The organism is Flavobacterium sp. 21.1 (assembly GCF_057801535.1).
Genome location: NZ_JBYNXA010000005.1, coordinates 512159 through 537426, shown reverse-complemented (window position 1 = coordinate 537426; position 25268 = coordinate 512159). Strand labels below are relative to the sequence as shown.

The 25268-nt window shown below is 35.1% G+C and carries 38 protein-coding genes; 32 read left to right on the top strand and 6 right to left on the bottom strand.

The features are described from left to right. The 29 genes from AC3E9U_RS14550 to AC3E9U_RS14410 all read left to right on the top strand — a co-directional run bounded on the left by AC3E9U_RS14550 (nt 1) and on the right by AC3E9U_RS14410 (nt 17508). Nucleotides 1-621, top strand: a complete 621-nt coding sequence (locus AC3E9U_RS14550; protein WP_488747645.1) for a hypothetical protein — start codon at nt 1-3, stop codon at nt 619-621. 18 nt (nt 622-639) lie between these two features. Next, on the top strand, nt 640-1239 hold the full coding sequence (locus AC3E9U_RS14545; RefSeq protein WP_488747644.1) for a hypothetical protein: 600 nt from the start codon (nt 640-642) through the stop codon (nt 1237-1239). Between the two features lie 45 nt (nt 1240-1284). After that, nucleotides 1285-2031, top strand: a complete 747-nt coding sequence (locus AC3E9U_RS14540) for an XAC2610-related protein (RefSeq protein ID WP_488747643.1) — start codon at nt 1285-1287, stop codon at nt 2029-2031. A 35-nt stretch (nt 2032-2066) separates the two neighbouring features. Further along, nucleotides 2067-2642, top strand: coding sequence for a hypothetical protein (locus AC3E9U_RS14535; RefSeq protein WP_488747642.1), 576 nt, complete (start codon nt 2067-2069; stop codon nt 2640-2642). A 126-nt stretch (nt 2643-2768) separates the two neighbouring features. Further along, nucleotides 2769-3017 (top strand): hypothetical protein, encoded by a 249-nt coding sequence (locus tag AC3E9U_RS14530; protein ID WP_488747641.1) that lies wholly within the window; start codon nt 2769-2771, stop codon nt 3015-3017. Between the two features lie 93 nt (nt 3018-3110). Next, a complete protein-coding gene (locus tag AC3E9U_RS14525; RefSeq protein ID WP_488747640.1) occupies nt 3111-3269 on the top strand; it encodes a hypothetical protein in 159 nt (52 codons plus the stop codon). A gap of 132 nt (nt 3270-3401) precedes the next feature. Next, nucleotides 3402-3749 carry a DUF5763 domain-containing protein gene (locus tag AC3E9U_RS14520; protein ID WP_488747639.1) on the top strand — a complete coding sequence of 116 codons (348 nt, stop codon included), beginning with the start codon at nt 3402-3404 and terminating at the stop codon, nt 3747-3749. A gap of 5 nt (nt 3750-3754) precedes the next feature. After that, nucleotides 3755-4126 carry a hypothetical protein gene (locus tag AC3E9U_RS14515; RefSeq protein ID WP_488747638.1) on the top strand — a complete coding sequence of 124 codons (372 nt, stop codon included), beginning with the start codon at nt 3755-3757 and terminating at the stop codon, nt 4124-4126. Further along, on the top strand, nt 4123-4596 hold the full coding sequence (locus tag AC3E9U_RS14510; protein WP_488747637.1) for a hypothetical protein: 474 nt from the start codon (nt 4123-4125) through the stop codon (nt 4594-4596). Before AC3E9U_RS14515 ends, AC3E9U_RS14510 begins: the two co-directional genes overlap by 4 nt. A gap of 82 nt (nt 4597-4678) precedes the next feature. Further along, nucleotides 4679-5131 carry a VOC family protein gene (locus AC3E9U_RS14505; RefSeq protein WP_488747636.1) on the top strand — a complete coding sequence of 151 codons (453 nt, stop codon included), beginning with the start codon at nt 4679-4681 and terminating at the stop codon, nt 5129-5131. A 155-nt stretch (nt 5132-5286) separates the two neighbouring features. Next, nucleotides 5287-6048 carry a hypothetical protein gene (locus AC3E9U_RS14500; protein ID WP_488747635.1) on the top strand — a complete coding sequence of 254 codons (762 nt, stop codon included), beginning with the start codon at nt 5287-5289 and terminating at the stop codon, nt 6046-6048. 64 nt (nt 6049-6112) lie between these two features. After that, nucleotides 6113-6658, top strand: coding sequence for a dihydrofolate reductase family protein (locus AC3E9U_RS14495; protein ID WP_488747634.1), 546 nt, complete (start codon nt 6113-6115; stop codon nt 6656-6658). A gap of 228 nt (nt 6659-6886) precedes the next feature. Next, nucleotides 6887-7462, top strand: coding sequence for a hypothetical protein (locus tag AC3E9U_RS14490; RefSeq protein WP_488747633.1), 576 nt, complete (start codon nt 6887-6889; stop codon nt 7460-7462). A 52-nt stretch (nt 7463-7514) separates the two neighbouring features. After that, nucleotides 7515-8030: a hypothetical protein gene (locus tag AC3E9U_RS14485; protein WP_488747632.1), complete on the top strand. Its 516-nt coding sequence runs from the start codon at nt 7515-7517 to the stop codon at nt 8028-8030. A gap of 128 nt (nt 8031-8158) precedes the next feature. Continuing rightward, a complete protein-coding gene (locus AC3E9U_RS14480; protein WP_488747631.1) occupies nt 8159-8635 on the top strand; it encodes a hypothetical protein in 477 nt (158 codons plus the stop codon). Nucleotide 8636: 1 nt separating this feature from the next. Beyond that, nucleotides 8637-9482, top strand: coding sequence for a hypothetical protein (locus tag AC3E9U_RS14475; RefSeq protein ID WP_488747630.1), 846 nt, complete (start codon nt 8637-8639; stop codon nt 9480-9482). A gap of 71 nt (nt 9483-9553) precedes the next feature. After that, nucleotides 9554-9976 (top strand): DUF1801 domain-containing protein, encoded by a 423-nt coding sequence (locus tag AC3E9U_RS14470; RefSeq protein WP_488747629.1) that lies wholly within the window; start codon nt 9554-9556, stop codon nt 9974-9976. A gap of 59 nt (nt 9977-10035) precedes the next feature. Further along, nucleotides 10036-10842 (top strand): XAC2610-related protein, encoded by an 807-nt coding sequence (locus AC3E9U_RS14465; protein ID WP_488747628.1) that lies wholly within the window; start codon nt 10036-10038, stop codon nt 10840-10842. Between the two features lie 55 nt (nt 10843-10897). Further along, nucleotides 10898-11293 (top strand): hypothetical protein, encoded by a 396-nt coding sequence (locus AC3E9U_RS14460; protein WP_488747627.1) that lies wholly within the window; start codon nt 10898-10900, stop codon nt 11291-11293. A 28-nt stretch (nt 11294-11321) separates the two neighbouring features. Next, a complete protein-coding gene (locus tag AC3E9U_RS14455) occupies nt 11322-11924 on the top strand; it encodes a carboxypeptidase-like regulatory domain-containing protein (RefSeq protein ID WP_488747626.1) in 603 nt (200 codons plus the stop codon). Nucleotides 11925-11945: 21 nt separating this feature from the next. Continuing rightward, nucleotides 11946-12404 (top strand): hypothetical protein, encoded by a 459-nt coding sequence (locus tag AC3E9U_RS14450; RefSeq protein WP_488747625.1) that lies wholly within the window; start codon nt 11946-11948, stop codon nt 12402-12404. Between the two features lie 78 nt (nt 12405-12482). Beyond that, the gene (locus AC3E9U_RS14445) at nt 12483-12947 is read left to right on the top strand and encodes a hypothetical protein (protein ID WP_488747624.1); all 465 of its coding nucleotides are present in this window, start codon (nt 12483-12485) and stop codon (nt 12945-12947) included. A gap of 41 nt (nt 12948-12988) precedes the next feature. Continuing rightward, nucleotides 12989-13936, top strand: a complete 948-nt coding sequence (locus AC3E9U_RS14440; RefSeq protein WP_488747623.1) for a hypothetical protein — start codon at nt 12989-12991, stop codon at nt 13934-13936. A gap of 20 nt (nt 13937-13956) precedes the next feature. Further along, on the top strand, nt 13957-14421 hold the full coding sequence (locus tag AC3E9U_RS14435; protein WP_488747622.1) for a hypothetical protein: 465 nt from the start codon (nt 13957-13959) through the stop codon (nt 14419-14421). Between the two features lie 83 nt (nt 14422-14504). Beyond that, on the top strand, nt 14505-15125 hold the full coding sequence (locus AC3E9U_RS14430) for a hypothetical protein (protein ID WP_488747621.1): 621 nt from the start codon (nt 14505-14507) through the stop codon (nt 15123-15125). A 36-nt stretch (nt 15126-15161) separates the two neighbouring features. Then, nucleotides 15162-15578 (top strand): GNAT family N-acetyltransferase, encoded by a 417-nt coding sequence (locus tag AC3E9U_RS14425; protein WP_488747620.1) that lies wholly within the window; start codon nt 15162-15164, stop codon nt 15576-15578. A 34-nt stretch (nt 15579-15612) separates the two neighbouring features. After that, nucleotides 15613-16083 carry an MlaD family protein gene (locus tag AC3E9U_RS14420; RefSeq protein WP_488747619.1) on the top strand — a complete coding sequence of 157 codons (471 nt, stop codon included), beginning with the start codon at nt 15613-15615 and terminating at the stop codon, nt 16081-16083. 116 nt (nt 16084-16199) lie between these two features. Beyond that, a complete protein-coding gene (locus AC3E9U_RS14415; protein ID WP_488747618.1) occupies nt 16200-16916 on the top strand; it encodes a phytanoyl-CoA dioxygenase family protein in 717 nt (238 codons plus the stop codon). Nucleotides 16917-17190: 274 nt separating this feature from the next. Further along, complete coding sequence (locus tag AC3E9U_RS14410; RefSeq protein WP_488747617.1) at nt 17191-17508, top strand: hypothetical protein; 318 nt, start codon at nt 17191-17193, stop codon at nt 17506-17508. Between the two features lie 92 nt (nt 17509-17600). On the opposite strand, the gene AC3E9U_RS14405 is transcribed toward AC3E9U_RS14410, so the two are convergent. Beyond that, nucleotides 17601-18131, bottom strand: coding sequence for a YceI family protein (locus tag AC3E9U_RS14405; protein ID WP_488747616.1), 531 nt, complete (start codon nt 18129-18131; stop codon nt 17601-17603). Between the two features lie 270 nt (nt 18132-18401). On the opposite strand from AC3E9U_RS14405, the gene AC3E9U_RS14400 reads away from it, so the two are divergent. Both AC3E9U_RS14400 and AC3E9U_RS14395 read left to right on the top strand, forming a co-directional pair. Continuing rightward, nucleotides 18402-18971, top strand: a complete 570-nt coding sequence (locus tag AC3E9U_RS14400; protein ID WP_488747615.1) for a YdeI/OmpD-associated family protein — start codon at nt 18402-18404, stop codon at nt 18969-18971. 76 nt (nt 18972-19047) lie between these two features. Continuing rightward, nucleotides 19048-20247: an LETM1-related biofilm-associated protein gene (locus tag AC3E9U_RS14395; protein WP_488747614.1), complete on the top strand. Its 1200-nt coding sequence runs from the start codon at nt 19048-19050 to the stop codon at nt 20245-20247. A 31-nt stretch (nt 20248-20278) separates the two neighbouring features. Here AC3E9U_RS14395 and can read toward each other — a convergent pair whose 3' ends face one another. From can to AC3E9U_RS14375, 4 genes are all read right to left on the bottom strand, one after another. Then, nucleotides 20279-20914 carry a carbonate dehydratase gene (can, locus tag AC3E9U_RS14390; RefSeq protein ID WP_488747613.1) on the bottom strand — a complete coding sequence of 212 codons (636 nt, stop codon included), beginning with the start codon at nt 20912-20914 and terminating at the stop codon, nt 20279-20281. A gap of 87 nt (nt 20915-21001) precedes the next feature. Then, nucleotides 21002-22666, bottom strand: a complete 1665-nt coding sequence (locus AC3E9U_RS14385; RefSeq protein ID WP_488747612.1) for a SulP family inorganic anion transporter — start codon at nt 22664-22666, stop codon at nt 21002-21004. An 84-nt stretch (nt 22667-22750) separates the two neighbouring features. Then, entirely contained in the window at nt 22751-23035 is a 285-nt protein-coding gene (locus AC3E9U_RS14380; RefSeq protein ID WP_488747611.1) for a hypothetical protein, read from the bottom strand. 87 nt (nt 23036-23122) lie between these two features. Continuing rightward, nucleotides 23123-23602 carry a Dps family protein gene (locus AC3E9U_RS14375; RefSeq protein ID WP_488747665.1) on the bottom strand — a complete coding sequence of 160 codons (480 nt, stop codon included), beginning with the start codon at nt 23600-23602 and terminating at the stop codon, nt 23123-23125. 107 nt (nt 23603-23709) lie between these two features. On the opposite strand from AC3E9U_RS14375, the gene AC3E9U_RS14370 reads away from it, so the two are divergent. Next, nucleotides 23710-24651: a LysR substrate-binding domain-containing protein gene (locus AC3E9U_RS14370; protein ID WP_488747610.1), complete on the top strand. Its 942-nt coding sequence runs from the start codon at nt 23710-23712 to the stop codon at nt 24649-24651. Between the two features lie 53 nt (nt 24652-24704). Here the strand turns inward: AC3E9U_RS14370 and AC3E9U_RS14365 are convergent, their stop codons facing one another. Continuing rightward, entirely contained in the window at nt 24705-24905 is a 201-nt protein-coding gene (locus tag AC3E9U_RS14365) for a hypothetical protein (protein ID WP_488747664.1), read from the bottom strand. Nucleotides 24906-25268: the final 363 nt, after the last annotated feature.

Sequence of the window (25268 nt, the reverse complement as noted above, 5' to 3'; positions counted from 1 at the left end):
ATGAAAACAATTAAAACACTATTACTCTGTTTTTTCTTAATAGCGTTCAACAATTTAGTTGCCCAAGATAGGGACACAACCGATATTGAGTATATTCCTGCCACAGACAATTATTTTAAAGGCTATGAGAAAGCCAAACTTAAATCGGATTACTATTTTACTGATGGTTGGTCACACGGGGACAGATATTGGTATGAAGTGGTAATTGTGGACAGTCTGGTTATGTTACATTTCCATTCTGAAGGTTCCGACAGTTTTGAAAAGATATTTTTTGAAAAAAAACGAGTACTAAATAAATCGAAAAGAGAAGCATTGAAGAAGATTCTTTCAGATTCCAATTTGAAGCAGACAAAAAATGGAATTCCCAGAGCGCGATTTTCTGCCTATACAAAAGAAGTATTGATTGTTAAATTTAATAAGGTTGATATTGCCGGAGGAATGGCGTATGGAAATACAGCAAGCTATCCTGACAGTGAGCCGGAAAATCAGGTAAAACAGGAAATTGAAAATGACAGAAGAGACTCTTCAAGTATCGGGGGAAATTATGATAAAGTAATTATTTTCCTGAAGAGTTTGTTTCCTGAACTTCCACAACTGTTAAAAAAAGTGGAGAGCAAATAATTACCATCCCAACCAATTATGACTGTTAAAACAAAAAAATATTTCATCATAGCCTTAATTGTATTTTTAATGTTTTGGGGTTGTGAAGAACTTTTCAGACGAAAAATCGGCGGATTTGCCGGCAGTTACCCCTATGTAGAGTACTGGGAAATTGATGCGCCTGAAGCGGAAGTCCTAAAAGCGATCGTGGAATTAAAAAATGCGAATCCTTATTTACAGCCACCTGGTCAGAAGGAATTGTTTTTTCCCCGTACGGTTGAATATGATTGGGAGACCGAAGAAATGAAAAAACATCTTGAGTTATCTCTTAAAGATTCAACACTCGCATTGCCCCCCATGACAAAGTCAAATACCATAACAGACTATTGGCTTTATATTGATTTTTATTACGCGGACACAAAAGAAATTGTTCATACGTGGACACGTCCGGCTGTCGATACCACGTTTACTACCTTTGCTTTTGTCAGCCTCAGTAAAGTTCATAAACCTAAGGAAAGACGACTTATAAACAGAGACTTTTGGTATGTCGCAAACAAAAGACAAATTCACAAATTTGAAAAGACATTTGTCGAAAAAATAAAACAACAAATTGAAAAGAATAGAAAAAGCGGCGTTTAAAATCTGTGGTACAAAGTAACTTCAACTAGTATACAACCTAATACAATGAAATATAAAATACTGACAATCATACTATTTTCATTTTTTACAGGTATTGCTCAAAAAGTAAATTATCTAAAAGTAGCAGACAGTATCTTTGAAAAAAACAATGCTTCCAAAAGATTTATTTATCAAAAGCACTTTTGGGGCGATGAGGATGGAAATGTAGCTGTTGCAATTGGTAATCTCTTTGAAACGGGCAGTCAGAGCGCAGTGCTTATTGCCAGCAAAAATGATTCTGTGTACTCCGTAAAAATTTACGGCAAATCCAAAGTTTGGAACGAGATTACAAATTTTGAGCATAAACACAACAGTACTGGTCCCATAGATGATATTCTGGATTTCGCTGACATTGATTTCGACGGTGTCAAAGATTTGGTTTTGCTTAGCAACTACCTGGAATTAAGGAGCTCCAATATTTCTAATGCATGGCTATATAAAAAGGGTAAACTGAAGTACATTGAAAATCTCGATCAGTTTCCGAATTTCGAGATCGATAAATCGAATAAAAGAGTTCTTTCCTATATTTCCTGTGGTTGCTCCGATTATTGCATGAGCTATCAGATTGGCAAAGTGGAAAATTTTAAAATCATTACTGAATATTCAATATTCATTGATTGTTGTGAACCTGTTAATAACAGTTGTTCGGTTCAAATAAATAACGGGAAACCTTTTAATATCAACTATTCCGAAGTATACAAACAGGTCCCGAAAATGTATCAGTCAAGTCTGAAAGAAAAAATGCGGGAATAGCAACAAACAACTAACAGCGGTTTAAACAAATTATCATGAAGACAAATATCAAAATAATTCTCTTAATTCTATTTTCACAATTCGGATTTTCGCAACAGAAATCTTTAGTTGACCTAACCGCAGAAATAAGCAACAGAATAGATTCTGATAAAACCAATTATGTAATCATATCCCGGACAACAACGGAAATGATTGTAAACGAAAAGGATCAAAGCAGCTGGCAACAGTTTTATACGCTTTATGTTATTGCTGACCTGTACGGAAAACCTGTTGTAGAGAAATATGAGAATGGAAAGAAATCACAGGAATTTGAACTAAATGATTCCAAAATATTTAGTTTTTTAAAAAATAATATCCGCAAAGTAAAGTCCGAAAAATTTAAGAACTATGAATATGACAACAACGGTTCGAAAATATATCCGGCAACAAGTGATCCAAGCGAAATGGAAATAAAAGTATTCTTTGATCAATTGGTTTATCACAATAAATTTAAGGACTATCTTCTGGAGTTTTCAACAAATTCAAAACTGAAATTAGTAAACCTTATTTCACTAATTGTAGACGAATTAGAGCCGCATTCGGAGCACCATCCGTTTCTTATTAAGGGTTAAGCAGCAAGTCAGCACTGAGTTTAAAGAATTATTAAAGCAACTTGAAAAAGAATAAAATGAAGTTTTTTTATAGTAATGATGAAACAAACAGAGTAAATAAAAACTTTCGTTAACGGCGATTTAAACATGAAAATACTTATCCGATACATAGCTAGCTTTACGGTCGCTTTATTCGTAAGTTGGATTACTTTTATAATTGTATTTCAAATCGTTGAATTTTTGGACCCTTCAAAAAGATATAATGAAAATGGAGATCCTGAGTTTGTTATGCCAATTGGGGCAATTCTCTTCGGTTTCATTTCCGGGTTTATAATTTTTATTTCGGCAGTTATCTGGACAAATAAAATCTTTAAAAATAAATTTGATTTAAAATAAATCCGGCGGAATAAATCAAAATCCTGTGACCTCAAAAAAATGGATAATTATTGCTTTCTTAGTATTGTCCCTATTTTTAGGATATAATTTTTATTGAGTGATTTCAACCCAACTTTTGATGATGATCAGTTTAAAAGACTCAAACCAGAATTACAGCAGGAAAATACCGATTTAGACCCAATCATTGACGTTTATCAGGACATCAACACGGTACGACACAGGAAAGATAATCCGGCTAGAAATGTTTTGTAGCAGCAATATTTGCCAATAATATGATCGAAGCCGATTTACACTTCTCTCCTATTTAATCACAAACTTCCATCAAACTTTTCGGTATATTTGTAAGTATCAGTCACAAATCGTTCGCGATTGTATAAAGCGCTTATGAAAAATTACTTCCTTCTGATTTACTTTATACTTTTCTCTTTAAGTGTTAAAAGTCAAACCGTCTACAAAACTCCGTCGGGGAAAAAATATCATCTGGCAACCTGCAGAATGGTGGATAATGTTTCACAGGAACTAACAGTAAGCGAAGCAGCAGAAATCGGATTAGGACCATGTAAAATTTGTAACCCTCCTCAGTCTTCCACATCAAATTCCTTATATCAGAATAAAGCCAAAGGAGAATCTAACACCGTGCAATGTAAAGGGATGACTAAAAAAGGGACAAGATGTAAACATAAGACCAGTATAGCAAACGGTTACTGTTTTCAACACAATCCGGATAAATAACAACGATGAAAAAACTGCTTTTTTTACTATCCGTAATTATCTTCACATCCTGTAAGAAACAAAGTGATTTAGAAAAATCGCTCACGGATGACACGAAAAAATGGGGCTTTTATTTCAGCAAAGAGAATTTTACTGAAGAAGCTTCCAAAGGAATCAGTTCTGAATTCTTTCATACTTTTAAACGAAACGGAGACTGGATTTCAAATGTTTTGCCCGGGGAAAAGAAAACCGGTAAATGGAACTATTCAGAAATAGACAGTATACTGCATATTTTTGATGGCAAATTCAAAGTCTTAAAGTTTACTAAGGATACGATCTATTTACAACTTGCGAACACGGATAAAAAACCTTTATTAGTAAACATCGCCGGATTATGAAAAACCATAAAAACATGACCAAAAAATACAGTATCTTGATTTCCTACCTGATTGGTGCTCCAATCGGCTTAATTACAGTGGCACTGGTTTTTGTATTACCTGCAGCATTAAGCGGCGAAGGATTAGCTACTATGGCTATGGCCGGACTATACGGCAAGGCCATTATCGGATTAATAGTAGCTTTCTTGATTTCACTGGGAATCGGAGGAAAAAAGGCATTTGATAATCTTTCAAAAAATAACCGATTAATTACAGCCTCTTTTAAATATTCGCTTTTAGTCAATTTAATTATTTGGAGTACATTCATTTGCATCACCATAATCGACGCCGGTAACACCTTTAGTTTCCTGTATTTAGTACCTGCAATTTTTGCCTTCATAGTATCTGTTTTGGGTACGACAATAACAATAGGTCTTTTGATCTGCTATTTAATAAAACTAAAGATTAATAAAAACCCCGTTATTGATTAAAAAGAAGTTTTTTCTTCATTTTAGATATATTTGTAAACAGGTGAAATGAAAATAAAGTAAGTTTAACCCTAAATTTTCGACCATGACAAAACATAATTTACTTCGAATGGACAATGTTGGCATCGTGGTAGAATCGCTTGACGACGCCATTTCATTTTTCCTTGAACTTGGCTTAGCGTTGGAAGGAAGAGCTATGATCGAGGGCGAATGGGCGGGTCGTGTAACCGGACTTCACGGTCAGTCCGTAGAAATTGCCATGATGGTTACTCCCGACGGAAACAGCCGACTGGAACTCTCAAGATTTCTTAATCCGAAAGTCATCGAAGATCATCGCAACGCTCCGGTAAATTCATTAGGTTATTTACGTGTGATGTTTGCCGTCGCAGATCTAAACGATACCCTTGAAAGACTTTATAAACTTGGCGCACAACTTGTCGAAGAAGTAGTTCAATACCAAGACGCTTATCAACTTTGTTACATCCGCGGACCGGAAGGAATTTTAATCGGACTTGCAGAACCGCTTAAGGAAAAATAATCTGCTCAATAAAATAACGCTTTGATCAAAAAGACCTTACTATTTCCAACTATACTTATTTCATCACTATTTCTAAGTTGCAAAAAGGAAATAGCGGAATCCGATTTTGATAATTCCGCTGAAATATCAGTCCACAGTACATCCGCAGTCACATTATGATAAAAATTGCACATATAACCTTTTTCTCTTTATTGATGCTCTTTCTTTTGTCGGCGATATCGTCCAAAAGGAACACGAAATATTTTGATAAAACTAGCTTCAAAGGTGATTCCGGTTATGTTTCGTTAAAAAACGCTAAAGGTTATCTCCTGGAACTCAATAAAAATGACACGATTGATGATTCATTTGAAAAACAGAATGAAAATGATACCATCGGTAAATTTTATAAAAAAGAGAACAGTCAAAATTATATCCTGTTTTTAAATGATGTGGCAAACACGAAATTATCACCTTCCCACTTCATATTGGAAATTGATCAAAACGGGAATATCCTCAAAAGTGAACGATATATCAATGGAATGTATCTCTGTTGCTGGAAAAACAAATACAACGGCTTTGGCAAGCTTCACGACTATTTTTATTTAAAAGAATGTGGCACCGGCTCTGGTTTTTGTTCAGGTGAGATTTATGTTTTCAAGGAAATAGTAGCACAAGGTGATTTAAATTCAATACTAGTAAACCTGAGCTATGGAATGTGCCAACCTTATAAAAACACATTTCTTTCATGCCGATTGACCTCCAGAATTGAAGTCAAACCCCACTCGGTGGTTTTGCATTATAAGTACGACAAAGGTTCTTATACGAAGTCCAATAAATTTAAAACAAAAATAACCGAAAGTTTTGATGTGGAATATATCTCCAAAGACAACAATTGGATTGCGACAGACAGTACAAAATTAAATCAGATCAGCTATTAAAATATTGTTGCCAAGCAGTATCTTGAAATATAAATAATGTGACTAATAACTAAAAAGCAAACAAATGAGAAAACTGATAATGTGGAACGTAATAACCCTGGACGGTTACTTTGAAGGAAATCAAAACTGGGATCTGTCTTTTCATAATGTTATTTGGGGAGAAGAGCTTGAGAAACTAAGCATTGAGCAATTAAATGCCGCAGACTACTTAGTATTCGGACGTGTGACCTACGAAGGTATGGCCGATTATTGGTCAAAAGAAACAGGCGAAATCGCTAATTTGATGAACAGCATTCCAAAACTTGTTTTTTCGAAAACGCTAAAATCTGCCGAGTGGAACAACACGACAATTATCAGCGAAAATGCTTCATCTGAAATTAAAAAGCTAAAAGAACAAGATGGTAAGGATATGTATGTTTTCGGAAGCGCAAACCTTTCTGAGACTTTTATAAATAATGATCTTTTTGACGAATACCGTATTGGCCTTGCACCCGTTATCCTGGGTAGCGGACGGCCGCTGTTCCGACAGGGAAATCCATCCAAAAACTTATCGCTTCTTTCAACCCAACAACTAAGAACAGGCGGTGTGCTTTTGAAATATTCGAAATAGCTCAGTTCAACATTTTTGGCCAAAACTGAAACGCCTTTTTTTTTATTTAACCGGATTTAAAAAGTGAAACCGGAGCAATCGTATAAATCCAGCCTTGCGCTAACCTCACTCCTATTTTCAAATTTTTCTTTCAATCTTTTCGATATATTTGTAAACATGAGTCATAAAAATCCGTTACAGCACAAACCTTTCGGATCCTTATGATTAACTTTTAAAACAAACGCCTAAATGGGACTTGACATCAGTATCGGAGTTAATAATGACGAAATTATTTTTTCGGATGAGTACTTTAAAGAAGAAAACGGCTATTTTGAAAAACATAGTTTAAGCAGGGAATTTTGCAATTTTATGAGCCGACAGGGTGTCATAGAACATGAGGCAGAACTTGATCAAATTGGTAAAATCGTTAATGTTGATATTGCACCGCTCTACGAAATGGAATCCTATCCTGAAGAAGAAGGTCTTGAATATTTTCTGGAAACGGCAGAATCAGAGGAAGAAAGACAAAGAATTCTTGCGGAAGCCGAAAACGACAAGGAAAAATTAAACGGAAACATCGACAAAATTCTTTTCACAATAAATACGTTGATCGACAAATTAAACAATATCGAAAATCTTCCTGAATTATTAGTCGAAACCGATTTTGACACGCTAAATAATGCCGTTTACTTTGCTGATTTTAAAGTTGATAACGGGCATGGGTATATCAATAATAATTTCGGACAGGATTTACGAAATTTCAAACGCTTCCTGGAATTTGCAAAAGAAAAAGGCACCGAAACGGTTTGGTTTATTTATGGATAATGACTGTGCATAAGAAGTTTTATAAAGCGAGAACTAAATACCAATCCTAAAAATGAAAAATTATTTCGCAGATAACAAGAAACAGTTAATTGTAATTTTTATTGTTTTTTTGTTCTTTTTGACGATTCTGTCGGCCACAGATACTTCTACAGTTAATATCCTTTTCTTTGCGTTTATTTCATCTACGTTTATCATTTTTCTGACGAGTATTTATACAGATCGAAAACTTAAATCAAATTTTAAATACATTGTTTTAACGATACTTTTAGCTTCTGTTTTTTCAATTTTTACCGGTATTTTTCTAAGGAAAATCCATAAGAAAATCAATTTTGATACTGCCTTAAAATTCCAGGTCGAAATTGAAAATTTTAAAACTAAAAATAAATATTACCCAAAACCATATCAGATAAACATTCCGGAAGCCAGATTTGGAATTTACACCCAGAAATTCCATTATGAATCCGAAGACAGCCTAACTGATTATGCAATAGAATTTTACAACGGAGTTGGTAGTGCAACATATTTCCTTAAATCTGAAAATAAATGGCAAACAACCAGTTGGGAATAAATACGGAGATTAGCATTATATAAATGTTCCCAATATTAATTTTGACACGCTAAATGAAACAACTAGTTCTAATACTATTCCTTATCTTATTTAGCTGCAAAAATTCCAGTCAAATCAAAAAGATTGAAATGATAACTTATTTCACAAATGCAAGGGATTTTAAAAGTTACTCAACTATTGATAAAAATGGCTTCTCCGAAACCTTGTTTAAATCTGAAAAATCACAGTCCATTGATCATTGCCAATCCCAAATAAGGAAAAGTTTAATCGATTCCATTACAAACTTGTGCGAAAATAAAAATGAAATCGACTTTGCTTTCAAACATTCAAAGCCTATTTGGTATTGCGGAGATTGGCATTTCGTAAGAGTAACTTATGAAAACGGAAAATCAATTTTATTTAAATACCCTTACGCCGACGAAGAGAATAAACAGTTTTTTCTGTTCGAGACATTATCCAGTCAAATTCTAAAAGATTCTTTGTCAGCAAAACTAGAAAATTCGAAAACAGTTAATTTGCGTCGCAAACAAAAGCATTTATCAGATATCGCATTCAAAAGAGATTCAGTTATGCTTGCAATCTTACCGAAACATAACCTTAAATAACATGAAGAAAATACTGGCACTTCTTTTTATAACATCATCATCCTTTTTATTTGGTCAAAACGATCTCGATTTAAAAATAGATAAGGGTAATGATTTATATAACAGCGGTGATAAAGAGGGAGGCTTGAAAACATGGCAGGATATTCTCAGTAAAGCTCCTGAGGATTCCTCAACATACGGAACCACTTTAAGGAATGTCCTTTGGTATTACATTGAAGCTAAAGATGAAAAAAACATAGAGCTCTATTACAACAAGATAATTAATTCAAAACTAAATGATAAAGATCCGAACGCAAAACTAGACGAACCTTACAAAAATTACAGATATCATTCAACAATGGTTTTAGCAAGCTATTATGCTAAAAAAGCGGATTTTGAGAAAGCTTTAAAATATGTAAACATTGCGGATCATGATCTCACGTACGAAACCACTTCCCTCGCCTCATTCAAGTTTCAGAAAGTGGATCTGGCATTTTGGAAATATCGGTTGTACAAAGATTTAAAAAAGCCGGATAGCGCCCTTTACGTATTGATAAAAAGAGCATTTGAATATGATTATAAAGATATGTATAAAAACTGGGCTACCTACAGCGCCGGCAATGACGAAAAAGAATTGGCGGAAGAAATACTAACACATTTTACAGATAAAGAAAGTTTACAGAATTTCAAAGCAGACATAAAAAAAGCTATTGAAACCCTAACGTTTGCAAATCAAAACGGAAAAACACTGATAAAATTTAAATTACAAAATTTCAATTATGAAATCGTAGTTCACAGTCTGCTTTCTTCAAAAAAAGAATGTACCAACTACCTGGAAAAGTCTTACATTTATCTGTATTTACAATAAAAATGAAAAACAGTCAAAGTATAACTTCACATAAAATGACGTTGAATACAGACCTATGAAAAATTATATTTATGAATATAGAAGAACAAATCAAAACATACATCACCAGCCAGCCTGAACCAAAAAGCAGCGACATGCAGACTTTGCACCACACCATTCTGGAAATAATGCCGGGATGTAAATTATGGTTTCTGGACGGTAAAAACACTGAAAATAAGGTGGTTTCCAATCCAAACATCGGTTATGGGCTCCACCCCATAAAATATGCGGACGGAACAACCAAAGAGTTTTATCAGATCGGTCTCAGCGCAAACACTACCGGAATCTCTGTTTATATCATGGGTATTGAAGATAAAAAATACTTACCCGATAGGTATGGAAAAACAATCGGTAAGGCGAATGTCACGGGTTATTGCATTAAGTTCAGATCGCTGAAAGATATAAGTGTTGATGTTCTTGCAGCGGCGATACGTGATGGAATTGCGGCAAAATAAAATCCATCAACTTACAACCGTTTTGAAATTTTAGCCGTAATTTTTAATTAAACCAGCAAATGAAGATCTATTTCATTTTTATACTGGCATTATTTCTTTCCTGCAATTCAAAGACGAAATTTGAAAGGAAGGATGATAAGTCGGTTTCCAGTCACGATCAGGAAAAAGTCGACACTATAGTACTTTTTACCGAAAATGATACGATCAAAGTCCTTTCCGGGGATTGGAAAAACACATTTGATATGTATTCCAAACTTGATTCTGTTGAAATCAATAATAAATACAGTGATCCTTTTGTGAAAATGCTGACGATCAATGATCAAAAAGTTGGTATTGTTTTAGAGAATTCTTTACTCAAACTATATCATTTACAGAACGGATATTTTCGGCAAACTTTTAAAGACAGCGTGGAAGGCGTCAATTGGAAAACGGCAAAAGCAGATTTAAACTTTGACGGAAACACCGACATTATCCTAAGCGAAGTCGAAGGTGCTCACGGAAATTCCTTTACAACGGCACTAATTTTTGATTCGAAAACCAGAACGCTGATTCACAAAAAAAGCTACGATTTGCCCAATTTAGAAATTGATCACGGAAAAAAAACACTAAGAACAAAATGGTACAGTTCAGCCTGCGGTAATTCAAAAAAATCACTTTATCAAAGCAATAAGAACGGTATTGAATTAATCGAATCAATAAGTTACTTTGATAGTCAATGTGGTCAAAAGGAAAAAGAAAAAAGGTTCATAATTTTCACGGAAAAAATGATCAAAGGAAAAACAGTAAAAGATTCCATACTTGCAAATCCGCATAAAGCATGGCAAATTTTTGAACAATCACTATGGAATACAAAAAACGCGTGGTAGGAACTTGTAAGGTTTCCCGCGAATCATTAGTTTTGGATAACTTACTATATTAAATATGAACTATCTGAAAATTTTCTTCTGCTCGCTTGTTATCTTCTCCGCTTCAAGCGCTTTTGCCCAAAAAAGTAATTCCGAAAAAATCTTAGGATGCTGGACTTTCAAAAAAATGGAATTTAACAACAAGAATGAACAATCCGAAGAATTGAACAAACAGGCTCAAAACTTTTATGTGTGTTTTACTTCCGATGGAAAATTCACTACGGTACAAAGCGGAAACAACGCGGCCCCGATTAAAGGCTCGTTTGAAATTTCAAAAGACGGAAAAACGATCACGCAAACAAGAGAACTTTCAGGCGACGGTTTTGATGAAGATGCTGAAATTAAGCTTCTGGATGACAAACAATTTATTTTAAGAACGGAATACGTGACCATGTATTTCGTCAAAAAATAAAAACCTAAACTGAGTACAACCGCGGTTTATGAAAACAACTCTTTTACTATTCCTGTTTTTTCTTCATTCTACGTTTAATCATGCGCAAAAATGGTATTTTGAAAAAGTTGATCCTGAACGCGAATTCAAGTTTGAATATTGGTTCAGTTTTCAGAATGAAGATGATAAAAGTGCTATTGAAATAATTGAAACACCCATCCAAAAAGACAATAACAGAATTACCGGTGTTATTACAGCTTCAAACGGCAAACCAATTCCGTACTCAGAAATTACTGTTTCGATTATTATCAAAGACAATTTTGGCAATACGGTTTCAGTCCGGGACACAAACTCCAAAGGCGAGTTTTATATTGAAAGACAATTTGAAAATTTTGAAATAAGTGTTTCGACCAATGGGTATGATGCTCTGATTTCTAAAATAAATCTGAAACGCGGTTTTAATACAAACCTGAAAATTAAACTAGGCAAAGCGCCGGAACTTACGGTATATCAAATAAATTCGAAGACTGAATTAAGTCCTGATGAAATTTCCGAAATCATCAATTGCGTAAAGAAAAATCGTGATTTAAATGATGAGAACTACCTGATGAAGTGTACAGGGAAAAAATTCAGGCTTTCGATGCAAATTTAAAAACGGTTATAAAAATCAATCTTGAAACTATATCTTTCATTCTTCATAATCCTTTCTGTTCTCGTTCTTTCCTGTGGTGAGAATCAGAAAACTAATTCAGACAGACCTGAAGCGCCAGATGTAAGTCAGCCTTCTGAGAATATAAATCATGCGGAAACTGAATCTGAAGAAAAATCGGTTTCGGATGAAGAAAAAATATATGCCATCATTTTAAAACTTCCGGAAGTGAAAGAAAGGGCAAATTATATTGAGAAGAAAAGCAACGGATCACGGCACCTAAAAATCTGGATAAATGCACAACCCAATCTGGCCGATAAAAACTATTGGGTGAAAGTCGGAGAAGACAACGGAACCAATTTAGTTTCGCATTTTAATTTTTTGGTTGATGAAAAAACGTTTGAAATAAGTTATTTTGACACTGAAAAAGACACCGTCATCACTCTAGATACCTGGAGAAAAATGAACAAACAAGGTTTATGATACCAACCTCTTTCGACTTTCTATATATTTGCAGTCTTCAATCAAATTACGGCGTTAAAAAACAAAAATAGAAACAATATGAAAGAATGGTTTAAATACGAATTTGGTTATGTAAACATCGATTCCGAAAATCTTTTTCTGACCAACAGCGGAAACTGGAGTGAAACCAAAACCTTAACGGAGAAAACAAAAAAAGTCGACAAGGAAAACGACAATAAAAGTTCTTTGATGATCGGATTTATTCTTTTCGTAATTGGACTTTTTGCTTTTTTAACCTTCAAAAGTTTCATTAGCGGAAAAGCGGGATTAACTTTAATTTCCATAGCAGTATTGGGCGGATATAAACTTTACGACTATTTAAAAACCGAAATCGGTTCAAAGTTTAAAATCCCATTGGCAAAAATCACGGATATAAAAATAACCGATCAAAATATCGAGATCATTTTTATTAATGGTGAAGGTGAACCTGACAGCTATAAACTGCAAGGCGTTGATGATAAAGGCATTTCCATTATGAGTAATCTCAAACCATTCGTCTCATAAAACTTTTTTCTGTACTTGCCGGATTTTAGCAACAATTATAAATGAAACAAATCAGAGAAAAACACGGCCTTTTAATAATCGGGATACTCATAGGTGTAGTCTATGCCGTACTAACGAGAATTGTCTTTGGCGATAAAGCCTCTTTGGCTTCCATAACGTATCTGTTCGTAATTCCGACCATACTGGGTATAATTCCGTTGATGTTTGCTGATATTGACAAATTAAAGGCGTATAAAGCCTTCATATTTATTCCTTGGTTAACTCTTGGCTGTTTCTTCACAACTTTGTATTTGTTTGGAATTGAAGATTTTCTGTGTATTGTGATCCTTGCCGCACCTTTCTTTATGCTGGGGACCTTGGCAGCGCTCGCATTCGTACTTTTTAGAATAAATCAGGAAAAGAGAGACAATAAACTGTTCTCGATTTTATTACTACCCTTTCTGCTTGGTACTATTGAAAACCAGGTCAAAAGTCCGTCAAAAGTATATGAAGTTTGCAGTGAAGTGGAAATCGACGCCACTCCAAAAGAAATATGGAATAATATCGTGGAAGTAAAAACCATTGACGCTAACGAATACAATTTAGGCGTTTTCAACAAAATGGGGATCCCAAGACCTTTAAATGCTCAAGTCGACCGAAAAGCTTTGGGAGGACAACGGATCGGTAACTTTGAAAACAACTTAAAATTTATCGAAACCATTACCGAATACAATGAAAATCAAAAAGTTTCATTTGACATCACGGTTGACAATAGCTCGGTTGGAGATGAAATTTTCGAACAGCATGTCTTATCAGGCGACTACTTTAAATTTGTGAATGCCTCTTATGAATTAAAACAAAGTGCTGCCGGAAAAGTCAAATTATGTCTGACAACAAAATATCGTCTGACTTCCAAAATCAATTTTTACGGAAAATTTTGGGGTGATTTAATGCTGAAAGATTTTCAGGACCGATTATTAGCGGTAATCGAAAAGAGATGTGAAAAATAATAACTCTTGCACAGAACTGTATGAAAAATTTAATAATGTGTTTATCGATCTTGGCCTTAATTTCTTGCAATAAAAAAGAAAACACAAAAGAAGCCAAATTCGAAAGTTCAGAAGTATCAAAAAACGAGAACAAAATTGTTGAAACCGTTTCCGGGAAGAACACAGATCTTGAAAGTGTACCGAATATTGACCGACCGAAAGAAAGTAAGATAATCAAGTCGAAATTTGATGTGAATCTGCTTTTCGGAATTTGGACAAACGACCCGGAAGGCCCACACGCGGATTTTGATCTGACAAAAAAATCATTTTATGTGGTAGACTATGACGGCGATGGGGATATGCCCTATCTTATAAACCACGACACCATTAAAGTTTACTATAATGATTATGTAAGAGTCGGACTAATTAAAAATGCCACAAAAGACACGTTGAAAATTGACTGGGACGAAAACGGAATAACAAATTATGTGAAATGGAAAGAGTGATTACTTTTTTCTGACAGCAGTTCTATTATTTTACAACCGACTCCATTAAATAGTTATATTTATTACGGCAAAAATTCTAACATATGCAAGCACTAAAACTACTCCTCCTTATTTTGGGAATTCAGACCGGTTTAGCCCAGACAATTAATACCGAAAAGATTTACCGATTCACTAAAGAATTTAAGATCGTTGAAGATTCCATTGCCCAAAAAATCAACTTACAAAACACTATAATTTACAAGACCTGTGAGAATTCCAAAGTTTTCTATCTGATACAGGAAAATTCACATTGGACAGGTTATTTCATCAAAAGCCTTTTAGTTGGCGGCGTTTACCTTCCTCCAACACTAGTCACTTTACCAAATGGCAACATTGTCGATTCTGAATCGATTAAGACAGAATTAACATTATTTGATGCCGACAATCTCGTAAAAGAGTTACTTAAAAATCGTATTACCAAAATTAAACAACTGAACGAAAGTACCATTCAGGCAAAATTGATAAAAGAAAAAAAGAATGAAGCTGTTAGTCTTCCCAGCAGTTCTCATGACTGCCAGGGAACGATTATAATTTACGGCAAAAAGAACGTCGCCGCAAGCTACAGAGGTTTATTGGTCGACAGCGAGGAAATGCACACCATACCCCCGTTAAAAATATTTTACGATACTAAGCAAATCCTAATTAATTCAACAAAGAGCTATTAGCGTATGATATTCCGAGAAGCAAAAATTGAAGATATCATGCAAATTCAAATCGTCAGGAATTCGGTTAAAGAAAATACTTTGTCCGATCCGGCTTTGGTAACTGACTCAGATTGTGAAGAATTCATAACAAAGCGCGGAAAAGGCTGGGTTTGTGAAATCGACGATCGAATTGTTGGGTTTGCAATTGTTGACATGTTGGAGAACAATGTTTGGGCGCTCTTTTTACATCCTGATTTTGAAGGTAAAGGAATTGGAAAAGAACTTCAGACCTTAATGCTTTCCTGGTATTTTTCAACCGGGAAACAGGAACTTTGGCTTGGAACTGCACCGGGAACAAGAGCCGAGAAGTTTTATATGAATTCTGGTTGGCGACGAAATGGACTTCATGGAAAGAATGAAGTTAAATTTGAAATGACCAAAGAAGAATGGGAAGAAATCCAGCGCAGAAGCTAACCTTGTTTTTAAAACCAAAATCAATCTGTCCAAAATGAAGAAATTACTAACCTTTGTACTATTCGTTTTCTTAAGTTCCTGTTCAAAAGACAAGACCGTTTATCTAAAAGCTGTAAATGGTGAAGGTCTGACAAAAGAATCCATTTTGAGTTTAAACGGAATTGAAATCGGTACAATCGACAATATCGACCTGACGGATCAAGGCGAAATTCTGATAAAATCTTCAATAAAAGACGAAATCAATATTCCCAGTGATACGGAATTCAAAATTATATCCCCCGGAATCATAAGTCCGAAAGCTATTGCCCTGAAACTTGGGAAAAGTAAAAAAATGATTTCTGAAAAGGACACCATTATTCTAAAAGCCGAAAGTGAAGATCCGGTAGCTTCTGATTTAAAAAACCTCGCAAAGGAACTTTCGGGAGCTGACAAAAATGATTCTATTCTGAAAGAACTAAGAAGACTGAACGAGAATTTAGAAAAACTGCAAACTGAAAAGAAATAAGCGTTCGTCATTAGCCCCCCTTTTTCAACCTTTACTCCAGGTCTTTTAGGTATCTTTGTGTCCCTCACAGCAGAATTCTGTTCTATGTAAAGCGTGGGTAAGTTATGCGAAAGATCATGAAAAAGACTGACAACCATAAAACTCAAATAGCCGAACTTGGTTTCACGACCATTGACAGTGTTTATTCCGATAAAGAAATCGAACAAATACTTGATGTCATGAAAGATGCAGACACCTCAAAAGACAACTTTCGAAAATCTTCGGATCTGTTTGCGATTCGTCAATTTCTGAAAGAAATTCCGGAAATACATACTCTGATTTTTAATGAGAACCTCAGAAAAGTAATTTCGGAGCTTTTCGGTGAAGATTATTTTGCAGTCAAAAGTATCTATTTTGATAAACCGGAAACTTCAAACTGGTATGTTGCTTATCATCAGGACCTGACCATTTCCGTTGACAGAAAAGCAGACATTCAAAACTACGGCCCCTGGACTACAAAGCAAAATCAGTTCGCAGTACAACCTCCGCTGGAAATTCTGGAAAACATCTTCACCATTAGAATTCACCTCGACGAAACCGACGAAAACAACGGAGCGCTAAAAGTAATCGAGAAATCACATCTTAAAGGCATTTACCGGCCGGAAAATATCGATTGGGAAACAGAAAAGGAAAGAATCTGCAATGTTTCCAGAGGTGGAATCATGATCATGAAACCCTTACTCCTGCACAGTTCAAACCGTACAACCAACAATAAAAAAAGACGGGTGATCCACATTGAGTTTTCCAATGCAGAATTACCGAACGAACTAAACTGGTCGGAACTACTGAACTAAAAATCATCGTCAAACATACTTTTTTTAAAACATCAATTAGGTGGGGAACTTGGTTGAAAATTGATTTTGGTTTCATTTTTTTTCTGAGAGACCTACTTAAACCTTAAAAAAATGTGAATTTTGAGTTCACCAAAATTTCTTTACCAGAAAGTGATTATCAGGCTTTCACCTTGATTATTTATAGATAAATTGCTTATTTTCAACATAATACGTAATTTTAATAATACTAAACTTCTATTCACAGCCCCTTATGAATAGTATAAAAAATCTGATCATGAAAACGAAAATCTTAAAATCCGTTTTGATAACGCTGCTGTTAATTTGCAGCGTCGCCCCGGCCAATGCTTTAGCTTTAAATGACACGATTCCATTAAGCAAAGAAAAAATGGAAGCGCAACGCGCCGAAAAACTTATTAATCGGTTAGAGGAAATTAAAAGCATGGACAAAAGTAATATGTCCCGTACGGAAAGAAAAGAGCTTCGAAAAGAGGTAAAAAGTATAAAACAAGAACTGAAAACCACTCACAATGGGGTCTATCTTTCAATTGGAGCTATCATTATTATTATTCTGCTGTTGATTTTGTTGATATAAGAATTACAGTTTTGACTTTATGGTCAGGAAACGAATAAAAAAAACCTAAATCATTTTACTGATTTAGGTTTTTTTATGAAGTTGAAATAAATTTACATTCTCGCCAATTGGAGTTCAATATTTAATTGGATGTCTTCACCAACTAAAATTCCTCCTGTTTCCAAAGCTGAATTCCAGTTTAATCCCCAGTCTTTACGATTGATCTTTCCTGAGATACTGATTCCTGCTTTGGTATTTCCCCACGGATCTGTCATCAGACCGCTGAATTCTACCGGAAGTTTAACCGCTTTTTCAACGCCGCGAATGCTTAAATTCCCTTTTAATTCATAATCGTTACCATCGATTTTTTTGAAGGAAGTCGCTTTGAAAGTCATTTTTGAATAGTTCTCTGCATCAAAGAAATCAGGACTTTTCAAGTGATTATCACGATCTGCATTATTTGTGTTTACAGAGCTGATATCTGCAGAAAACTCCATATGTGCATTTTCAAAATCATCTCCATTAGTACTGATAACACCATCGTAATTATCAAATTTACCGGAAACGTTGGTAAACATCATGTGTTTTACTTTAAACCCAATTTCAGAATGCGTTTGGTCTATGGTCCATTTTGTAGTTGTCATAATTTGTATTTTTTAATATTTGTATTTCATTATTAACAAGACAAAATTAGGACGAAAGGCGCAGTAGATTGCTTAACCTAGATTAAGAAATAATGAGGGGTTATAATGATCGTATTCAGTCAGCTTTTTAAATTCTTCAAAAAAAAGGAATCTCTTTTCAGCTTTGCCAGGTGTTACACACTCTGTAGGAACGAAGTACTTATTCGTCGTCCCTTTGATTAAATTTAGTATTTTTATGTTGAATAACGTATGAAGAGTATCATTTCAAAAATGAACGAAAGGCAACAATTATATTTTAAAAACGCAGAAGAATGGCGCAAATGGCTGCATGAAAATCATGATTCGGCTATGGGCGTTTATCTTATTTTTTATAAAGTCGGAAGTCCTTTTGAAAGCATGCGATGGGAAGAAGCCGTTCAGGTTGCCCTTTGTTACGGTTGGATTGATTCTACAGTTAAGCGATTGGACGAAAACAAACGCCGGCAGCTTTTCACTCCGAGAAAAAACAAAAGTGTATGGAGTAAAATCAACAAATCTTATATTGAAAAACTCATAGCAGCAGGTTTAATGCATGAAAGCGGATTGGCCAAAATTGAAATTGCCAAACAAAACGGTTCGTGGAATTCGTTGGATCATGTGGAAGAAATCATAATTCCGGATGATCTTCAGCGTGCATTTGATGCTAATAAAATTGCGTTCGAGAATTACAAAAATTTCAGTTTTACCTATCGAAAAAGTTATCTCTATTGGTTGAATCATGCAAAACGTGAAGAGACCCGAAAAAAAAGGATTGACGAGATAATCCGACTTTGTGAAGCCAACTTAAAATCACGACAATAATTATTTTCTCAAAACTTAACGTGAAGTTTGTATCCGATGCCTAAAATGATATAGCTTTGTGGTATAATTTCAAGTAATGATAAACCCTTCAACAAACGGATGGATCGACAAGTTTTTTGCAGAGCAAAAGCCACTGCTCCTACCCGTCGTTGTATATTCTTCCGTTTTTTATACCAACGTTAGAAAAACGGGTTTTATTTACGGTTACACGATTGATTTTGATGTTGAAAAACCTATATCAACAAAAGGATGGACTTCTGAAGAAATTACAAAAGTCGCTTTACTGAACACGCTTTACGGCGTTTACGGACTGATAACCCACGACGGGAATCCGAAAACCTTCATTGAAGAAGCGATAAAATTCTACAAGCAGATGAACCCGGAAGGCTTCAGTTTACTGAAAAAAATGCTCCCGGATTCTTCCAATAGTCACAAATTAGAGGAAATGATTGATGAAAGGGTCCAGACCAACGACAATATCATCAGTAAAAACTTCTCGCATATTCTGACGAATGCGCTCCTATTCATGGATGTTTTGGCTTTTCGTCAGTATCTTTTGCATCAGGAAATCCCATCCAATTATCTGAAAAAACTGGAGGAAAAAATCATCAGCATTGTTTCATTGGCCTTAAAGACCAAAGCGGTAAAATCCAATTACGACGATTTACTGATAAAATTGTTTGAGTCCTCTGTTCGCTATACCAAATTTTCGAAAGTCGACATTGAAACCATCGAAATGCTTCAACTCGACTATTTTACATCGGAAATCGAAAAGAATTATTTACTGGATATTGCCGGAATGGCCATGTGGAGTGATGATGTACTGGAAAAAAGAGAAAGTGATTTCTTGTACCGATTGGCTGAATCACTTGAAATTAAAGCTGATTTCGCAGCTAAAAGCATCGAGTCCATAGATACTTTTATTACGAAATACCAAAAAGAAATTCCGTATTTCAAATATTCCAATCCTGTAAAACATTTCTACGATCAGGCAACTCAGAATGTAACTGTTTTGATCACCCGAAATAAAAACCGTTTGATAAAAGAGATTTCGCAAAGTGGTGAACTAATGGTTTTACTGGCGCATTCTACAAGAAGGGATTTAGATTCGAAGGAAAAGAAAAAAGTAAAGAAACAGCTTTTGGACATCTGTAAAACGATTCCGTCTCTAACCATATTTCTTCTGCCCGGCGGAGGATTATTACTGCCGATATTAATCAAATTCATTCCGAAAATGCTTCCTTCCGCATTTAATGAAAACTTAGACACAGAATAAAAAAGCCCCGTTTTAAACGGGGCTTTTTTATTTAGAATTTCAATTGATATACATCATCCAGTTTTTCGTTCGAATCGATATTTACGTTCAAATCGGTTACATAACCAGAATTTAATCCGTAAACCCAACCGTGGATTACCAGTTCCTGCCCGGATTTCCAAGCAGACTGTACAATTGACGTTTTAGCCAAATCAAACACCTGCTCTTTCACGTTAAGTTCGACAAATTTATTAAAACGTTCGTTCTCATCCAGAATAGAATCAAGATAAGTGCTGTGGTATCTGTAAACGTCTTTGATGTGACGAATCCAGTTGTCGATAATCCCGATTGATTCATTGCCCATCGCGGCTTTCACGCCACCGCACCCGTAATGACCACAAACAATTATATGCTTAATTTTCAAAGCGTTTACGGCGTAATCCAATACACTCAACATATTCATGTCACTGTGAATTACCATATTGGCAATATTACGGTGAACGAAAACCTCACCTGGTGCTGCTCCAATTATCTCATTTGCAGGCACTCGGCTATCCGAACAACCAATCCATAACAGTGGTGGGTTTTGACCTTTTGCTAAATCCTTAAAATAGTCTTTATCAGTTGCTAATTTCTCTTCAACCCACTGCTTGTTGTTGTCTAAAATCTTTTTATAAAAATCGCTCATATTATAAATTTCACTTGTTATACTGATGTCAATTTAACGCGTAATTATTTTCCGCGAATTTACACCAATTTGATTAATTATTATTTTTTAATTCGTAGTTAACCCATCTATAACCTCTTTATGGGATGAAATGGATTTTTTTCTGTAATTCATTATAACGTTATGTTCCATAAAAACGTGGTTGTTCTCATGTTTTGAATTCTCAAGTTCGTAGGCTTCTTTAAAACCTATCAGCGACACTTCAATCTTTCTTTCGAGCGCATTGACATTCTTAAATTCTTTAATGAGGTCAATAACATCATGAGCAATATAGACCGTATCCGAAGCATTGATAACTACCTTCGAATTTTCAGGAAGTTTATTCAACGTCGATTTAATTGCCGCTTTGTTCAGGAACGAAACCTCCTGGGCAAGATCGATATGAATCACATCACCGTCTTCATACTCTTCCTTGCGGAAATAATAAGCCCGCTTCAGATTTCCTTTCAGAACAAAAAGAATACTGATAACCATTCCCAAAGCCACTCCTTTCAATAAATCCAGAAAAACAACCGCTAAAAGTGTAGCTATAAAAGGGATGAACTGATATTTACCTTTTTCCCAGAAATGCTTGATTGTTGCCGGTTTTGCTAATTTATAACCCACTACGAGTAGGACCGCTGCTAAGGTCGCTAGCGGAATTTTATTCAAAAGCATTGGTACAGCCAAAACACTTACCAATAACAATATTCCATGAATAATTGAAGACATTTTCGATTTTGCTCCGGCATTTACATTGGCCGAAGTACGCACAACCACAGATGTCATCGGTAATCCGCCCAAAAGTGAACTTATCATATTTCCGATACCTTGCGCTCGAAGTTCCACGTTAGTATCCGCATATCGCTTTAAGGTATCCAGCCTCTCAGAAGCTTCTATACAAAGTAAACTTTCAATGGAAGCAACAATAGCAATCGTTAACGCTACAATCCAGACTTTAGAATTGGTGATTGCAGTAAAATCCGGAAGTATGAACATCGCTTTAAAATCATCCACTGAAGAAGGAACCGGTAACGAAACCAAATGCTCGCTTCGGATTGCCAACGAACTTCCCGTGGAGATAAAAATCTGATTCAGAATAATTCCGACCAAAACGGCTACCAAAGCGCCAGGAATCAATTTGAATTTCTTTAAAAAAGGAATTTTGTCCCAGGAAATCAAAATGGCCAATGATAGTAAAGTGATAATCACGGAACCTAACTGAATGTAATCCAAGGCTCCAAACAAAGAGGAAAAAGTATTGGCGCCATCTGCCTGAGCAAAGGCTTCATCACCTTCAAAATCTGCATCATACCCAACGGCATGTGGAAGCTGTTTCAGGATAATGATAACACCGATACCGGCTAACATCCCTTCAATTACATTGGTCGGAAAGTAATTTGAGATACTCCCGGCCTTTAAAAAACCTAGTGCCAATTGGATCAAACCGGCCAAAAATACGGCCAAAAGAAAAATGTTGAATGCGCCAAAATCGGTAATAGCGGTTAATACAATAGCTGTTAAACCTGCTGCAGGTCCGGAAACACTCACATGGGATTTACTTAAATAACCCACAACAATTCCGCCTACAACACCCGCAATAATACCTGAAAAAAGTGGAGCGCCCGAAGCCATTGCAATACCTAAGCACAATGGTAACGCTACAAGAAAAACAACCAGACCTGAAGGTATGTCAGATTTGAGGTTGCCAAAAATATTTGTTTTTTTTGTCATAACCCGATAAAATATAATACAATTAGTACTTCAGATACAAAAGAGTATCCGACTGATAATCAATAAAGATTAAATTAAAATGTATTATACCTGTTCAGGCGGGGGAGAGAAAATCTCTTCAGAAACATTATCGTGTTTCTGTTCATTTTCACTGTTAATAACTGTGGATTTGGTTCCTGTAAACGGAACCGGAATTTGAAGAATGTCTTCAATATTAGCGGGAATTTCTTTAATTTCTTTATGAACTTCCTCTTCCGAAAATGAGTAAACAACAGACGTGTCCGCATCCTCTTGGATCAACCCTATGATTGTAGGAGTCGCCAGAAAGGTTACGAACATAAAAAGTACCATGCTTACCAGTATTTTCATCCGGCTAAATTAAAAATTAATAATCAGGTTAAAAATATATTGGGATTTTTTTAATATTTCTAACCTGATTTTATCTAAACAACCGTATTAAATTTCTTCTTCCATCCAGGCTTTCATCATCCAGATGGTTTTTTCCTGTTCTTTTATGAAATCGCTCATCATGGCATTTGTTCCTTCATCATCAATTTCCGATGACTGCTTCAGAATAACACGCTCGATTTTCAATAATTCGGACAAACATTTGGTTATCAACTGAATTGCTTCTTCATCGTTGGAAATATTTTTTCCGACTTCAATCTTTTTATTGGCTACATAATCTTCAAAGGTGTGCAGAGGAACTCCTCCAAGAGTAAGCACGCGTTCTGCTATCATATCGATTTTTAGCTGACTGTCATTATACAATTCTTCAAATTTCAAATGAAGATCAAAGAATCTTTTTCCGCGAATATTCCAGTGCAATCCTCTTAAATTCTGATAAAAAACTTGAAAATTGGCCAGTAAAATATTCAATTCGGCAACCAAAACCTGCGTTTCTTTTACAGGTAATCCTAAGCTGTTCGTTTTCATCATTTTGTTTGTTTCTATTAGTTTACAGCAAAATTATTTCAAAATTCCGGTCGTGTCGTATAAATTTAATTGATAGATTTTATAATTTTATCGAAAATATTTATCCGATGACCATCACTCAATTATATTACGTTTTAGCCGTTGCAGAACACAAGAATTTCACATTGGCCGCTGAAAAATGTTTTGTTACACAACCTACGCTGAGTATGCAGATCCAGAAATTGGAAGAAGAGCTGGAAGTTCAGATTTTCGACCGAAGCAAGAAACCCATTCAGTTAACGGAAATCGGTTCCAAAATAGTGCAGCAGGCCAAAAATATCGTTAATGAATCCGACAGGATAAAAGATATTGTCGATCAGCAAAAAGGGTATTTCGGAGGGGAGTTCAAGATTGGTATCATTCCGACCATCATGCCTACCCTTTTACCGTTGTTCTTAAATAACTTCATCAAAAAATATCCGAAAATCAACTTAATTATTGAAGAACACAATACGGAAGAAATCATTAAAAGATTGAAAAGCGGACATCTGGACGCTGCTATTGCAGCAACACCTTTGGAAGAAGAATCGATTAAGGAAGTTGTTTTGTATTATGAACCTTTCGTTGGGTATTTCCCTGAAAACCATCAAAATAAATCGAAAGAGGAAATTGAAGTTGACGATCTGGATCTGGAAAACATCTTACTTTTACAGGATGGTCATTGCTTTAGAGACGGGATTCTGAATTTATGCAAAAATGCCAATTTAAGGCATGACAGCCATTTTCAAATCGAAAGCGGAAGTTTTGAAACTTTGATAAAACTTGCGGATGAAGGTTTGGGAATAACGCTTTTGCCCTACTTACATACTTTGGACTTGAGTGAGAAAAATAAATTAAACCTTCGTCATTTTAAAGAACCGAGACCGGCACGTGAAGTAAGTCTGATCTTCCCAAAAAACGAACTTAAGATACACATCATTGACGCGCTGCGAAGTACGATTTCCGGAGTAGTAAAAGGAGCTATAGTCTTTCACAATGTGCAGATAATTAGTCCGTTGACAAAAAAATAAAAGGAGCTACAAAAGCTCCTTTTATTTTGGGTTAAGTTAAGGTAGGGTTATAGTTAATTTTCATTTATTACAATCAAACACGGTCGTAATTCAGGTCTTTCTGAAGTAAAATAGTTTAGCCATTTACTTAGTAATTCAAGTTCATAAGGCAACAAACTCTTAATTGCTTTTTTTAACTCTTTCATAAAAAGCAATGGATCAAAGCTCACTCTTTCAAGCACAGACTTAGTGTAGTCATAAATCATTCGCGGCATAATCAAATTGTATTTATATTGGTTAACAGGATAAGAACTTGATGTAAAATTAATTAATTTAAGAATACCTGCAAAGAAAAAAAGCGAAAAATTATCGATTAAATGCAAAATTTTTCGGCAAACTACATGATTTTATTCAAAAACCAGTTAAAAAACTTACAATTTCATTATTTTTCTATTCGCTCTTTTTAGAATCAAGCAATAAATATTATTCAAATAGATTATAAAATTGTTATCAAATCAATAAATAAAAGGTTAATTTTCTGATAGACTACACTAACTAAAAGATATCAAAAGCAGAAATCGATTCAAAAACAGCAGCAGATTGCTGAAAGAAGGAAGGTACTAAAAATGCAAAAGGAG